This window comes from Streptomyces subrutilus (assembly GCF_001746425.1).
Lineage (GTDB): Bacteria > Actinomycetota > Actinomycetes > Streptomycetales > Streptomycetaceae > Streptomyces > Streptomyces subrutilus_A.
This window is the reverse complement of the sequence record NZ_MEHK01000001.1, coordinates 2,051,673-2,065,575: the sequence shown is the minus strand read 5'-3', so window position 1 is coordinate 2,065,575 and position 13,903 is coordinate 2,051,673. Positions and strand designations below refer to the sequence as shown.

The 13,903-nt window shown below is 73.5% G+C and carries 12 protein-coding genes; 6 read left to right on the top strand and 6 right to left on the bottom strand.

The features are described from left to right. The first annotated feature begins 3 nt into the window (after positions 1–3). On the top strand, positions 4–675 hold the full coding sequence (locus tag BGK67_RS10325; protein ID WP_069919793.1) for a nucleoside/nucleotide kinase family protein: 672 nt from the start codon (positions 4–6) through the stop codon (positions 673–675). Positions 676–710: 35 nt separating this feature from the next. Here the strand turns inward: BGK67_RS10325 and BGK67_RS10320 are convergent, their stop codons facing one another. Both BGK67_RS10320 and BGK67_RS10315 read right to left on the bottom strand, forming a co-directional pair. Further along, a complete protein-coding gene (locus BGK67_RS10320) occupies positions 711–1,625 on the bottom strand; it encodes a carbohydrate kinase family protein (RefSeq protein WP_069919792.1) in 915 nt (304 codons plus the stop codon). Further along, entirely contained in the window at positions 1,622–2,566 is a 945-nt protein-coding gene (locus BGK67_RS10315; protein ID WP_069919791.1) for a pseudouridine-5'-phosphate glycosidase, read from the bottom strand. Before BGK67_RS10315 ends, BGK67_RS10320 begins: the two co-directional genes overlap by 4 nt. Before the next feature lie 188 nt (positions 2,567–2,754). Here BGK67_RS10315 and BGK67_RS10310 point away from each other — a divergent pair, with 188 nt between their 5' ends. Next, positions 2,755–3,129, top strand: a complete 375-nt coding sequence (locus tag BGK67_RS10310) for a cupin domain-containing protein (protein WP_069919790.1) — start codon at positions 2,755–2,757, stop codon at positions 3,127–3,129. Here BGK67_RS10310 and BGK67_RS10305 read toward each other — a convergent pair. From BGK67_RS10305 to BGK67_RS10295, 3 genes are all read right to left on the bottom strand, one after another. After that, positions 3,119–4,420 (bottom strand): MFS transporter, encoded by a 1,302-nt coding sequence (locus tag BGK67_RS10305; RefSeq protein WP_069919789.1) that lies wholly within the window; start codon positions 4,418–4,420, stop codon positions 3,119–3,121. The two genes, BGK67_RS10310 and BGK67_RS10305, sit on opposite strands and share 11 nt — an antisense overlap. A gap of 138 nt (positions 4,421–4,558) precedes the next feature. Further along, positions 4,559–5,122 carry a methylated-DNA--[protein]-cysteine S-methyltransferase gene (locus BGK67_RS10300; RefSeq protein WP_069919788.1) on the bottom strand — a complete coding sequence of 188 codons (564 nt, stop codon included), beginning with the start codon at positions 5,120–5,122 and terminating at the stop codon, positions 4,559–4,561. A gap of 113 nt (positions 5,123–5,235) precedes the next feature. Further along, positions 5,236–6,150 carry a glycerophosphodiester phosphodiesterase gene (locus BGK67_RS10295; protein WP_069919787.1) on the bottom strand — a complete coding sequence of 305 codons (915 nt, stop codon included), beginning with the start codon at positions 6,148–6,150 and terminating at the stop codon, positions 5,236–5,238. Positions 6,151–6,385: 235 nt separating this feature from the next. Here BGK67_RS10295 and uvrB point away from each other — a divergent pair, with 235 nt between their 5' ends. From uvrB to BGK67_RS10275, 4 genes are all read left to right on the top strand, one after another. Beyond that, complete coding sequence (uvrB, locus tag BGK67_RS10290) at positions 6,386–8,530, top strand: excinuclease ABC subunit UvrB (RefSeq protein ID WP_069919786.1); 2,145 nt, start codon at positions 6,386–6,388, stop codon at positions 8,528–8,530. A gap of 88 nt (positions 8,531–8,618) precedes the next feature. After that, positions 8,619–9,197, top strand: coding sequence for a TerD family protein (locus tag BGK67_RS10285; protein WP_030762430.1), 579 nt, complete (start codon positions 8,619–8,621; stop codon positions 9,195–9,197). A 28-nt stretch (positions 9,198–9,225) separates the two neighbouring features. Next, positions 9,226–11,214, top strand: a complete 1,989-nt coding sequence (locus BGK67_RS10280) for a TerD family protein (RefSeq protein ID WP_069919785.1) — start codon at positions 9,226–9,228, stop codon at positions 11,212–11,214. Between the two features lie 266 nt (positions 11,215–11,480). Then, entirely contained in the window at positions 11,481–12,464 is a 984-nt protein-coding gene (locus BGK67_RS10275) for a TerC family protein (RefSeq protein ID WP_069923765.1), read from the top strand. A 12-nt stretch (positions 12,465–12,476) separates the two neighbouring features. On the opposite strand, the gene BGK67_RS10270 is transcribed toward BGK67_RS10275, so the two are convergent. Next, positions 12,477–13,799: an MFS transporter gene (locus BGK67_RS10270; protein ID WP_069923764.1), complete on the bottom strand. Its 1,323-nt coding sequence runs from the start codon at positions 13,797–13,799 to the stop codon at positions 12,477–12,479. Positions 13,800–13,903: the final 104 nt, after the last annotated feature.

Here is a 13,903-nt window from a genome sequence, read left to right as displayed (position 1 = left end):
CTCGTGCAGCTGGAAGCGATCACATGGCAGCGGATGGCCGAGCGGCTCGCCGGCCGCCTCGACGACCCCGGCACCGCCGCGGAGACCACCGGCAGCGCCGCACCCGAGCCGGGCGGCTGGCAGCGGGTGGGTGTCGACGGAGCCCCGGCGGCCGGGACGGGCCTCCTCGCGGGGCACCTGGCCGACGCGCTGCGCCTGCGCGGCCGGCCGGTCCTGGTGGTGGCGGCCGAGGGATTCCTGCGGCCGGCCTCCCTCCGCTTCGAGTTCGGCCGCGAGGACGTGGACTCCTACCTCGGCGGCTGGTACGACACGGCCGCGCTCTGGCGGGAGGTGTTCGGCCCGACCGACCCCGGCGGCACCGGCCGGGTGCTGCCCGACCTCTGGGACCCGGTGCGCGACCGGGCCACCCGCAGCCCGTACGTCGCACTCCCGCCCGGCGGCGTACTGGTCGTGCACGGCCCGCTGCTGCTGGGCCACTGGTTCCCCTTCGACCTGAGCGTCCACATCCGGCTCTCCCCGGGCGCGCTCGCCCGCCGCACCGAGGAGTCCGCGCGCTGGACGCTGCCGGCCTTCGCACGCTACGAGGCGGACACGGACCCGGCCTCGGCCGCCGACGCGGTGGTCCGGGCCGACGACCCCCGCCATCCCGCCTGGACGGGCCTGCGCCCGCGGTAGGCGCTCGGGCGGCAGCGGCAGGCGGGCCCGTCCCCTCAAGGCCTCCCACCCAGCCGGGCCACCGCCAGGGCCGCGGTCCGGCAGCCCGCCCGGGCGGCCTCCGCGGGGTCCGCGCCCGCCAGCCGGGCCGCGAGGAAGCCCCCGGTGAAGGCGTCGCCCGCCCCCGTGGAGTCCACCGCCTCGGCCGGCTCCGCCGTGACCTCGGCGGTGATCCGGCCCCGCTCGGCCACCAGCGCCCCCGCCGCGCCCCGGGTCACCACCACCAGGGGTACGTGCCGGCTCAGCCGCGCCGCCGCCCCGGCCAGCCCGGCGGGCTCCGGCAGGCCGGCCAGCAGGCGGGCCTCGTCCTCGTTGGGCAGCAGGACGCGGGCCCCCGCCACGGCGTCGAGGAACCGCTGCGGACCCAGCCCCGCCAGGAACCCCGCCGAGGCCGGGTCCACGCTCACCGGCACTCCCCGGGCCACGGCCGCCCGAAGCGCGACCAGGGCCAGCTCCCGGCTGCTGTCGGCGAAGAACAGGTACCCGGACAGGTGCAGATGGGCGACCCCGTCCAGCAGGGACGGCGTCCAGTCGGCGGGGCACAGCCGCAGCGCCGCGCCGCTGTCGGTCAGGAAGGTCCGCTCCGCGTCCTTGCCGACCAGCGCCACCACCGTCCCGGTCGGCTCCTCCCGGTCGACCACCAGCCGCGGCAGCACCCCCGCGTCCAGCAGCGCCCGCTCGTGCCACCGCGCCGACTCGGTCCCCACCCGCGCGAGCAGCCGTACCTCCGCGGCCCCCGTACGTGCCGCCCAACAGGCGGCGTTGGCTCCGGCGCCGCCCGGCAGGGTCCGGATCCGGGCCGCCGTGTCGGTGGCCGGGGCGAGCGGTTGCGGATGGACCGCCACCACATCGGTGACCACGTCCCCGATGACCAGCAGGGCACCCGGACCCGCCGGTTGCGTGCGGGTCATGCCCGCGCCGCCCAGGCCCCCGCGATCCTGGCCCCGAGCCGCACGTTGCCCCGTACCGCCGCCAGGTTCGCCTCCAGCGAGGCCCCGCCCGTCGCCCGCACCAGGAACCCCAGCAGGAACGGCGTCACCGCCTGCCCCGTGATTCCCCGCTCACGGCATTCCGCGAGGGCCTCGGCCAGCACCCCGTCGTGCAGCCGCGGATCCAGCTGCTCCGCCTCCGCCACCGGATTGGCCACCAGCAGGGCCGCCTCCGGGCCGCCCAGGGCGTCCTGCGCGGCCATCACCGCCGCGATCTCCTCCGGCCCCTCCACCGTCCAGTCCACCGGCTCACCGGAATCGGCCAGGTAGAAGCCGGGGAACCGCTGCGTCCGGTAGCCGATCACGCCCACGCCCAGCGTCTCCAGCCGCTGCAGCGTGGCCGGCACGTCCAGGATCGACTTCACCCCCGCGCACACCACCGTGATCCGCGTCCGCGCCAGCAGCGACAGGTCCGCCGACTCGTCCTGTGTCTGCGCCCATTCGCGGTGTACGCCGCCGAGCCCGCCCGTGGCGAAGACCCGCAGGCCCGCCCGGGCGGCCAGGAAGGCCGTGCCGGAGACCGTCGTCGCCCCCGTGGCCCCCGCCGCCAGCGCGGGCGCCAGATCGCGGTGGCCGAGCTTGCGCACGCCCTCGCCGCCCGCGATCCGCTCCAGCTGGGCCTTGTCCAAGCCCACGTGCGGCACCCCGTCGATGACGGCGATCGTCGCCGGAACCGCCCCTTCCGAGCGGACCAGGTCCTCCAGCTCGAGACCCACCGCCAGATTGCGGGGCCGCGGCAGCCCGTGCGCGATGATCGTGGACTCCAGCGCCACGACCGGCCGGTGCCGGGCGAGCGCCTCGCGCACCTCCTCCGAGAGGACGGGCCGGCCGGACGGGGATGCGGTTGCTGAGTGCTGTGACATGTCCCCATCCATGGCACCGGATTCACGCCCCCAAACGCGCTCCCGCCCCACCCGTCACAAGCTGTCCGGGTAACGCTCCCGCGCGCACCGCACGGCGGGCCGCTGGACAGGGTGACTCGTCAGCCCCGGCCGCGCTGGACGGTCTGGCCGCCCCGCCGGGCGGCCCGGCCGGATTAGGCTCGCGGGTCATGAGCACCAGTGATCACAGCGCCCCCGCCTCCTTCGCCGTCTCCGTCACGGACGTCCCGGACGCCGAACTGGAGGCCGAGGAGCTCGACCCCTTGCAGATCCTCTCCGGCGAGCCGGTCGTGACCGGCAAGGTGCTCTGGGAGTCGCCCGACGGCAGTCAGGTGCGCGGGATCTGGCAGATCACCCCGGGGGTGGTCACCGACACCGAGGCCGACGAGCTGTTCGTGGTGGTCAGCGGCCGGGCCACCATCGAGGTCGAGGGCGGCGCGACCCTGGAGGTCGGCCCCGGCTCCGCCTGCGTGCTCCGGGAGGGCGACAAGACCACCTGGACCGTGCACGAGACGCTCCGCAAGGCCTACCACATCAGCTACTGACGCCGCCGCCCTTCGCGGGCGCGGGGTGGCGGCGCGCGGTGAACAGCGCGAGCGCGGCCATCGGCAGCAGCAGACAGGCGCCGACGGCGTTCAGCCAGCCGTAGCCCGCCTGGGCCATCACCAGGCCGGCGGCGGCGCCGCCCACGCCCGCGGCCGTGTTCATCGTCAGGTCGCTCAGGCCCTGTACGGCGGCTCGCGCGGGCTGCGCCACCGAGTCGGTCAGCAGCGCCGATCCGGACACCATCCCGGCCGACCAGCCGAGGCCGAGCAGGAACAGGCCCGCCGCGCTCTGCCCGTGGTGCGGCCCGGCCGTGCCGGCCAGTAGGGCGGCGACCGAGAGCAGCCCGGCGGCCAGGCCGATCACCGACAGCCGGCCCAGGCGGTCCGCGAGCCAGCCCATGACGGGGGAGAAGGCGAACATGCCGGCGATGTGACCGCTGATCACCAGCCCGATGAGCTCCAGCCCCGCGCCGTGGTGCCCCAGGTCCACCGGGGTCATCACCATGATCGAGACCATGGTGGTGTGCGAGACGGCCACCGTGACCAGCGCGAGCCGGGCCCGCGGCGAGGCCTTGACGGCGGCGAACCCGGCGCGCAGCGAGCGCCCCTCACGGGTCTGCTCCTCGGGCGGGGCCAGCGCACGGGCCGTCAGCAGCGGGTCCGGGCGCAGGAGTACCGCGATCAGCGCGCCGGTGAGGAGGAAGACGGCGGCGGCCCATACGAAGGGCCCCGCCGTCTCGGGTATGGAGGTCCCGGCGAAGCTGCGGCTGGCGGGCGCGGACAGGTTGGGGCCGAGCACCGCGCCGAGCGTGGACGCCCACACGACGACCGAGATCGAACGGGCCCGGCGGTCCGGGGCGGCAAGGTCGGCGGCGGCGAACCGGGACTGGAGGTTGGCCGAGGAGGCGGCACCGAAGGCGGCCATGCCGATCATCAGCAGCGGGAAGCTCTTGACCGTCGCGGCGAGGACGACGAGGCCCGCGCCGGCGGCACCGATCAGGTAGGCCACCACCAGGCCGGGGCGGCGGCCGCGCGCGGTCATCAGGGCGGCGAGCGGCAGGGACACCAGGGCGGTGCCGATCACGGCGGCGGTGGAGGCGAGGCCGGACAGGGCCTCGGTGCCGCTCACCTCGGCGGCGAGTACGGGGGCCAGGGCGATGCTGATGGGCACGCCGAGCCCGCCGAGCACCTGGCCGGCGATGAGCACCCCGGTGGTGCGCCGCCGCAGCCCGGCCAGGTCCGGGAGGTCCGCCGACGAGGAGGGCCGGTCCGTACCGGGGGAGGCGGTCATGCCGGACACCCCCCGCGCGGGCGGCGGGGGTGCGGGGCGCGGCAGGACGCGCTGCGGCCGGGTGCGGCGGCTGGAGTAGTCACCGCGGCAGTGTGCCACCCCTTACCGCGCGGGCGGAACCGGGTATGTCTGCCGCGCTCAGAACAGCGGCTGCGGCAGCACGCCCTCCAGCGCGAGCAGCCGGCGCTTGGTCTCGACCCCGCCGCCGAAGCCGCCGATGCCCCCGTCGTTCTCCACGACCCGGTGGCAGGCCACCACCAGCGGCAGCGGATTCGACCCCATGGCGTTGCCGACGGCCTGGGCGGCCCCCGGCTGTCCGACGCGGGCGGCCAGCTCCCCGTACCCGACGACCGCTCCGTACGGCACGGAACGGTCCAGCTCCTGGAGCACCTGCCGGTTGAAGCCGGAGCTGAGACGCCAGTCCAGCGGCAGCTCGAAGCGCCGCAGCGCACCGGAGAAGTACGCCGCCACCTGGCGTACGGGCTCGGCCAGCAGCACTTCCCCGCCGGGCGCGGGGCGCCGGGCGTCGGCGCCGAGCCGGGAGACGAGCGGGCCGATCATCGCGTCGACCCGGTGCGGCCCGGCATGGAACTCGACCCGGACCAGGCCCTCCGGGGTCGCGGCCAGGAGCAGGGGACCGATGTCGCTCGCGACGACGGTCCATTCGAGGTGCGGCCCGCGGGGCCGTGCGGTGCTGTCCACGCCTCCACGGTACGGCGCCCCCCTGGCAGGGCGGCAGCGCGGACAGCCCGGACGGGGCCGACAGCGCCGGCAGGGCCGAAGCCGACCGCGCGAACCCGAGCCGCCCGCCCGCGTCACCCCTGCCAGTAGCCCCCCACCGCCTCCTGGACCACGTCCGGGGCGTTGGTGATGATCCCGTCCACGCCCATGGCCCGCACCTTCCGGGCGGTCGTGGCGTCGTCCACGATCCAGGTGTCCACCTCCATGGTCCGGCCGTGGGCGCCGAGCAGCCCGTGCACCGCGGCGACCCATTCGGCCGAGATCGTGGTGTGCCACGGGTTGATCCGGTCGGTGAACCGCGCGTACCGCGGCAGGTCCGCCACCGCCGGGGTGCCGAGGAAGGCCGTCACGAGGTCCGGGCGCAGCTCGTGGACGAGGCGCACGCAGTCGGCGCTGAAGCTCTGCACCACCAGGCGCTGCTGCACGTGCCACGCGTCGAGCCAGCCCGCCTCGTCCAGCACCTTCAGGGTCTGCTGCTCGATCCCGGGGTAGAGCTCGGGCTTCTTGATCTCCAGGAGCAGCCGCTGCTGGTTGCGCTGCACCCGGTCGAGGTACTCCCGCAGGGTCGGCACCCGGGCGCCCGTGTACTCCTGGCCGAACCAGCTGCCGGCGTCCAGCCGGGCGATCTCCGCCGCCGTGAAGTCCCTGACCCGCCAGGGGCCGCGGTCCGGGAAGACCTGCTCGACGTCGGTGGTCCGGGACAGGGTGTCGTCGTGGACGACGACCAGCTCGCCGTCCTTGGTGCGCTGCACGTCGTTCTCCACCCAGTCGAAGCCCAGCCGCATCGCCAGGTCGACCGCGTCGAGGGTGTTCTCCGGGGCGTAGGCGGAAGCCCCCCGGTGGGCGTACACGACGGGGTTCCCCAGGAGCCCTGGCGGCCCGGGGACGGGGCCGGGGCCGGTGGCGGCGTACGAGGCCGTCCCGCCCAGCACGGTGAGGGTGAAGCCCAGCAACGCGGCGGCTGCCGCGGCGGCGGGTCGGACGTACATGTGCGTTCTCCTCGGGTCGTGAGCCCTGTTCCTGCGTCAGACGGGTGCGGAGCGGCAGACGTTGTGGCGATGCACTTCACGGCGGGACCGTCACCGCGATCATGGGGTTGAAGATCACCGAGCCGCCACCGAACTACGACAAACGGACCAGAACGTGTGAGGCCGGTCCGGCCGGGCGCGCCGCGCGGCCGCGCGCGGGGACGTGAGTGTCAGTGGGGGGTCGTACGGTTGAGTCATGCGGCCCGTATCGAAGATCGAACGCACGGTGGCGCCTTTCGAGGTCGTCAGCTCCTACCAGCCCAGCGGCGACCAGCCGGCGGCCATCGCCGAGCTGGAGAAGCGCATCCGCGCAGGTGAGAAGGATGTCGTCCTGCTGGGTGCGACCGGCACCGGCAAGTCGGCGACCACCGCCTGGATGATCGAGAAGCTTCAGCGCCCCACCCTGGTCATGGCGCCGAACAAGACCCTCGCCGCCCAGCTGGCGAACGAGTTCCGCGAGCTCCTGCCGAACAACGCCGTCGAGTACTTCGTCTCGTACTACGACTACTACCAGCCCGAGGCCTACGTTCCGCAGTCGGACACCTACATCGAGAAGGACTCCTCGATCAACGAGGAGGTCGAGCGGCTGCGCCACTCCGCGACCAACTCGCTGCTGACCCGGCGCGACGTGATCGTCGTCGCCTCCGTGTCCTGCATCTACGGCCTCGGCACCCCGCAGGAGTACGTCGACCGGATGGTCTCCCTCAAGGTCGGCGAGGAGGTCGACCGGGACCAGCTGCTGCGCCGCTTCGTCGACATCCAGTACGCGCGCAACGACGTGGCCTTCACCCGCGGCACCTTCCGGGTGCGCGGCGACACCATCGAGATCTTCCCGGTCTACGAGGAACTGGCCGTCCGCATCGAGATGTTCGGCGACGAGATCGAGGCCCTGTCCACCCTGCACCCGCTGACCGGCGAGGTCATCAGCGAGGACCGCGAGCTCTACGTCTTCCCCGCCAGCCACTACGTCGCCGGCCCCGAGCGCATGGAGAAGGCGGTCCGCGGCATCGAGACCGAGCTGGCCGCGCGCCTCGCGGAGCTGGAGAAGCAGGGCAAGATGCTGGAGGCGCAGCGGCTGCGCATGCGCACCACCTACGACCTGGAGATGATGCGCCAGATCGGGTCCTGCTCCGGCATCGAGAACTACTCGCTGCACATGGACGACCGCGAGCCGGGCTCCGCGCCCAACACCCTCATCGACTACTTCCCGGAGGACTTCCTCCTGGTCATCGACGAGTCGCACGTCACCGTCCCGCAGATCGGCGCCATGTACGAGGGCGACGCCTCGCGCAAGCGGACCCTGGTCGACCACGGGTTCCGGCTGCCGTCCGCCCTCGACAACCGGCCGCTGAAGTGGGAGGAGTTCCAGGAGCGGATCGGCCAGACCGTCTACCTCTCGGCCACCCCCGGCAAGTACGAGCTCTCGCGAGGCGACGGCTTCGTCGAGCAGATCATCCGCCCCACCGGCCTCATCGACCCCGAGGTCGTGGTCAAGCCCACCGAGGGCCAGATCGACGACCTGGTGCACGAGATCCGGCAGCGGGTCGAGAAGGACGAGCGGGTCCTGGTCACCACCCTCACCAAGAAGATGGCCGAGGACCTCACCGACTACTTCCTGGAGCTCGGCATCCAGGTCCGCTACCTGCACAGCGACGTGGACACCCTGCGCCGCATCGAGCTGCTGCGCGAGCTGCGCTCCGGCGAGTTCGACGTCCTGGTCGGCATCAACCTGCTGCGCGAGGGCCTCGACCTGCCCGAGGTCTCGCTCGTGGCGATCCTCGACGCCGACAAGCAGGGCTTCCTGCGCTCCGGCACCTCGCTGATCCAGACCATCGGCCGCGCCGCGCGCAACGTCTCCGGCCAGGTCCACATGTACGCCGACAGCATCACCCCGGCCATGGCGCAGGCGATCGACGAGACGAACCGCCGCCGCGAGAAGCAGGTCGCCTACAACACCGCCAACGGCATCGACCCGCAGCCGTTGCGCAAGAAGATCAACGACATCGTCGCCACCATCGCCCGCGAGGAACTGGACACCGAGGAGCTCCTCGCCACGGGATACCGGCAGGCCAAGGACGGCAAGGCCGCCAAGACGCCGGTGCCCGCGCTCGGCGGCAAGGCGGCGGGGGCCAAGGCCGGGAAGGGCGCGAAGGGCGCCAAGGCGGGCGCGGTCGTCACCGACCGGCCGGCCGCCGAACTGGCCGGGATCATCGAGGAGATGACCGAGCGGATGCGCGCGGCGGCCGCGGAGCTCCAGTTCGAGGTCGCGGCCCGGATCAGGGACGAGGTGAGCGAGCTGAAGAAGGAGCTGCGGCAGATGAAGGAAGCGGGCCTCGCCTGAGCCGGAGCCTGTCAGTAGGGTTGGGTCTCAGCCGCAGGTACACGCTGCGCTCCCGTTGTAGGGGCGGGCTATGGAGAGGGGACAGCGCGTGACGGTCAACATGACCAAGGGTCAGGCCATCAGTCTGCAGAAGGCGGACGGGGGCACGCTGACAGCGGTCCGCATGGGCCTCGGCTGGCAGGCGGCCAAGCGCCGGGGGCTGTTCGGCTCGCGGACCCGGGAGATCGACCTGGACGCGTCGGCGGTGCTCTTCGCCGACAAGCAGCCGGTGGACGTGGTCTTCTTCCGGCACCTGCAGAGCGACGACGGCTCGGTCCGGCACACCGGTGACAACCTCGTCGGCGGCGTCGGCCAGGGCGGGGACGACGAGGCCATCCTCGTCGACCTGCAGCGGGTGCCGGTGCACATCGACCAGATCGTCTTCACGGTGAACTCGTTCACCGGCCAGACGTTCCAGGAGGTGCAGAACGCGTTCTGCCGCATCGTCGACGAGACCAACGGCCAGGAGCTGGCCCGGTACACCCTCGACGGCGGTGGCCAGTACACCGCGCAGATCATGGCGAAGGTGTCCCGCGCGGGCGCGGGCTGGCAGATGACGGCCCTGGGCAACCCGGCCAACGGCCGGACGTTCCAGGACCTGATGCCGGCGATCCTGCCGCACCTGTAAGCGAAGAAGATCGGGGGGAGACGGGACGATGGCGGCCGAACTGGTCCGGGGGCAGAACCATGCCCTGTCCGAACAGCGGGTACGGATCACGGTCTCGGCGGGCACCCCGGTGCTCGCGCTGGCCTCGCTCGGAGACGAGCGGGGCGCCGTGACCGGCCCGGAAGGGATCGCGCACCCCGGTGCGGGCGACCTGCCGGGGGTGGAGGTGCCCGGCGGCTCCGCAGACCGGCACCGGTTCGCCGTCGACCTCGACGCGGTGGCCGACGACGTGCACCGCGTCGGCGTCCTGCTCTCCCTGCCCCCGGGCGGCCCGGGCCGCTTCGGTGCCGTCGCGGCCTCGCACGTCGCCGTCACGGACATGGACGGCACCGGGCTGGCCGAGTACACCCTGACCGGCCTGGAGGCCGAGACCGCCGTCGTCGCCCTCGAGCTCTACCGCCGCCAGGGAGCCTGGAAGGTCCGCGCCGTCGGCCAGGGCTACGCCGGCGGGCTCGCCGCCCTCTTCGCCGACCAGGGGCTCACCGCCCCCGCGGCCGCCGAGCTGGCCGCGCGCGTGCACGCCAGCGTCGCGGCCCCGGTCGCGCCCGACCCGGTCCCGGTCGCACCCGACCCGGCGGTCCCGGTGTCCGGCAGCCCGTACGCGGGCACGCCGGGCCCCGCCCCCACGCCCGGCCCGGCGCCCACGGTCGGCTCCACGCCCACGGTCGGCTCCACGCCCACGGCCGGGGGCACGCCCACGGCCGGCCCCGCCGCGACGCCCGCGGCCCCGGCCGACAGCACGATCAGCTACTCCCACCCGCGCCGCCGCCCCGCCGCGACCGAGCCGCCCGAGCCCGCGCCGCGCCCGGCCGCCGCGCAGCAGCCCGGCGAGCCCCCGAGGCCCGTCGCGGGCGACGCCAGCGGCTGGTCCATGGAGGAGCGGCTCTACAACCAGGTCTGGGGCATGTTCGAGGACCTGGCACGCACGGTCGCCGCCTACCGCAGCGCAGTGGAATTCGCCGACTCCCGCATGGACCGCGAGCTCGACGAGGCACTGTCCGACCCCCGCCACCGCCTCGGCGGCTCCGGAAACGCCGCCCGCGACACCGCCCGGGCGCGCCGCGAGGAGCTGGTCGCACAGGCCCGGGCCGTCCTCGACCGGGACCTCGTCCAGCTGGTCGCCGAGTCGGAGGTGGTCGAGCCCGCGCTGCCGGCCGCGTACGCCCGCTGGGACAACCCGGTCTGGCACGGCGGCCGGTCCGCCGGGCTGCCCGAGGAGAACCCGCTGGCTCTGCGCCTGGGCGACCTGTACCTGCCCGAGCGCCCCGACCTGCGCATCCCCATGCTGATGAAGCTCCCCCTGGAGCGCGGGCTGTGGATCGACAACGGCCGCACCGGCTCCGAGGCCGCGATGGCCATGGACACCGACCGGCTGCGCCGGGCCGCCATGGACATGGCCGTCGCACACGCGGCGCGGCTGCTCGCCGTCCACCCCGCCGACCGGTTCACCGTCCACGTCGTCGACGCGGCCGGAGCCGGAGCCGCCTCGCTGGCGCCCCTCGTACGCGCCGGGGTGCTGGCCGGGCCGCCCGCCGCGGGGGCCGCCGGGGTCACCGAGACCCTGGCACGGCTGACCAAGCGGGTGGACCTCGTACAGATGGCGCTGCGGGCCGGCGCCCCCGAGGACCTGCCGCCCGACGTGGACACCGCCGACCAGCTGCTCCTCGTACACGACTTCCCGCACGGCTTCGACGACCGGGCCGTCACCCAGCTCCGCTACCTCGCCGACGAGGGCCCGGCGGTCGGCGTGCACCTGCTGATGGTCGCGGACCGTGACGAGGCCTCGGCCTACGGGCCGCTGCTGGATCCGCTGTGGCGCTCGCTCATGCGGCTGTCGCCGGTGCCGGACAACCATCTCGCCGATCCCTGGGTCCACCACGCCTGGACCTTCGAACCGGACCTCCCCCCGCAGGGCAGCAGGGTCCTTGACCAGGCATTGGAGCGGGTGGCGGAGGGCCGTCGGCGCGCTCGCCCGTGACGTCCGGCGGCAGGTCCATGACCTGCCGCTGACCACTTCTTGGGATTCTCTTTACCTTCCGCGCCTCCGGCAGGTACCCTGGTGCTGCGGAGGGGAGTATTCCTGCTTTCCTGCTACGGCGTGCCCGTCAATACGGACCACTGCGGTCACAAGCGCAGTCGTCCCGGGGCGTCGGCCCACGGCCTCCAGGCCGCCCGGGTGGAAGAGACCTCCGGCAGCGATGACGCTGACGAAGTGCTGAGCCATCCGCCGGAGGCGTGTTCAACGTGGAAGTTTCCTGGGCCCTGTGGGCCATGACCATTCTCGGTCTGACCCTTCTCATCGGCGCCGATTTCTTCATCGGCCGCAAGCCCCACGACGTATCGATCAAGGAAGCCGGCACCTGGACGGTCGTCTGGATCGTCCTCGCCGCACTCTTCGGCCTCGGCCTGTGGTTCTTCGGGAACGGCCAGGCCTCGCAGGAGTTCTTCGCGGGCTTCATCACCGAGAAGTCCCTGAGCGTGGACAACCTCTTCGTCTTCGTCCTGATCATGGCGAAGTTCTCGGTGCCCTCGCACCTGCAGCAGCGCGTCCTGCTCGTGGGCGTCCTGATCGCCCTGGTGCTCCGCGCGATCTTCATCGCGGCCGGCGCGGCGATCATCGCCAGCTTCTCCTGGGTGTTCTACATCTTCGGCGCGTTCCTGATCTACACCGCGTGGAAGCTGATCCAGGAGGCCCGCAAGGGTGAGGAGGAGGACGAGTTCGAGGAGAACCGCCTGCTCAAGTCCGTGGAGAAGAAGTTCGGCGTCGCCGACCGCTACCACGGCACCAAGCTCTTCATCCAGAACAACGGCAAGCGCGTCCTGACCCCGCTGATGGTCGTCATGCTCGCCATCGGCACCACCGACGTGCTGTTCGCCCTGGACTCCATCCCCGCGATCTTCGGCCTGACCCAGGACCCGTACATCGTCTTCACCGCCAACGCCTTCGCCCTGATGGGCCTGCGCCAGCTGTACTTCCTGATCGGCGGCCTGCTCAAGAAGCTGGTCCACCTCAGCTACGGCCTGTCGGTCATCCTGGGCTTCATCGGCGTCAAGCTGGTGCTGCACGCGCTCCACGAGTCCGGGCTGCACGTCCCGGTCATCTCGATCCCGGTCTCCCTGGGTGTCATCTGCGGTGTCCTGGTCCTCACCACGATCACCAGCCTGATCGCCTCGAAGAAGCAGGCGGCGGCCGAGGCCGCCGCCCGCCCGGAGAGCATCGACGCCTGACGTCCTGCGGGGCTACGCGGGGGCGGCCGCTTCGGCCGCCCCCGTTTCCGCGCCCGCGGGCGCCCCGGCGCCCGACCGCGAGCGCACGACCGCCGGGCCCGTCTCCGGCAGCAGCGCGAAGCAGACCAGGCTGACCAGGGCGATCGCGCTCAGGTACACCGCCACACCCCACTGCGGGCCGGAGCCGTCCGCGAGCGCCGTCGCCACGATCGGGGTCAGCGCCCCGCCCAGGACACCGCCCAGGTTGTAGCCGACGGCCGCGCCGGTGCAGCGGATCCGCGGGGCGTACAGCTCCGGCAGGTACGCGCCCACCACCGCGAACATCGTCACCATGCCCAGCAGCGCCACGACGAAGCCCACCGTCATCAGCAGCGGATCGGCCGTGCCCAGCAGGGCCACCAGCGGGAACATCCACAGCACGCAGGCCGCCGACCCGGCCAGGCACAGCGGCCGCCGGCCGTACCGGTCGCCGAGCACCGCCAGCGGCGGGGTCATCACGCCCATCAGTGCGACGGCGCCCATGACGCACGCCAGCACCGTCGTACGGCCCATGCCGAGGCGCTCGGTCGCGTACGCGAGGGACCAGGTGGTCACCGCGTAGAAGACGGCGTACCCCACGGCCAGCGCCCCGCCGGTGAGCAGGAGCAGCCGCCAGTGGCCGCGGACCACCTCCGCCAGCGGGGCGTCCGCCCGCCGGCCGCTCGTGGCCAGCGCCCGGAACTGCGGGGTCTCCTCCACCGAGTGGCGCAGCCACAGCCCCGCCAGGGCCAGCACCCCGGCCGCCCAGAAGGGGATCCGCCAGCCCCACGAAGCGAACTGGGCGTCGGTCAGGGTCGCCGACAGGGCGAGGACGATGCCGTTGGCCAGCAGGAAGCCCACCGGCGGACCGATCTGCGGGAAGCTCGACCACAGGCCGCGCCGCCGTTCGGGAGCGTGCTCGGCGGTCAGCAGGACCGCGCCGCCCCATTCACCGCCGAGCCCCAGGCCCTGCAGGAAGCGCAGCACGAGCAGCAGCACGGGGGCGGCCACGCCGATCGAGTCGTACGTCGGCACGCACCCGACGGCGACGGTGGCGAGGCCGGTCAGCAGCAGGGAGGCGAGGAGCACCGGACGCCGTCCGTGGCGGTCGCCGATGTGGCCGAAAACCGCCGAGCCGAGCGGGCGGGCGAGGAAGCCGACGCCGAAGGTGCCGAAGGCGGCGAGGGTGCCGGCGAGCGGGGAGAAGGACGGGAAGAAGAGCGGGCCGAGGACGAGGGCCGCGGCCGTTCCGTAGACGAAGAAGTCATAGAACTCGATGGCGGTTCCGGCGAGGGAGGCCGAGGCCAGGCGCAGCATCGGGGGGGTGGGGGGAGGCGCGGTGGGGGACGGGGAGGGGTCGTGTTGCATGGTGCAGCAGATACCTCCTCCCCGGCCCCCGGGACGTGCGTTCGGCCATCATC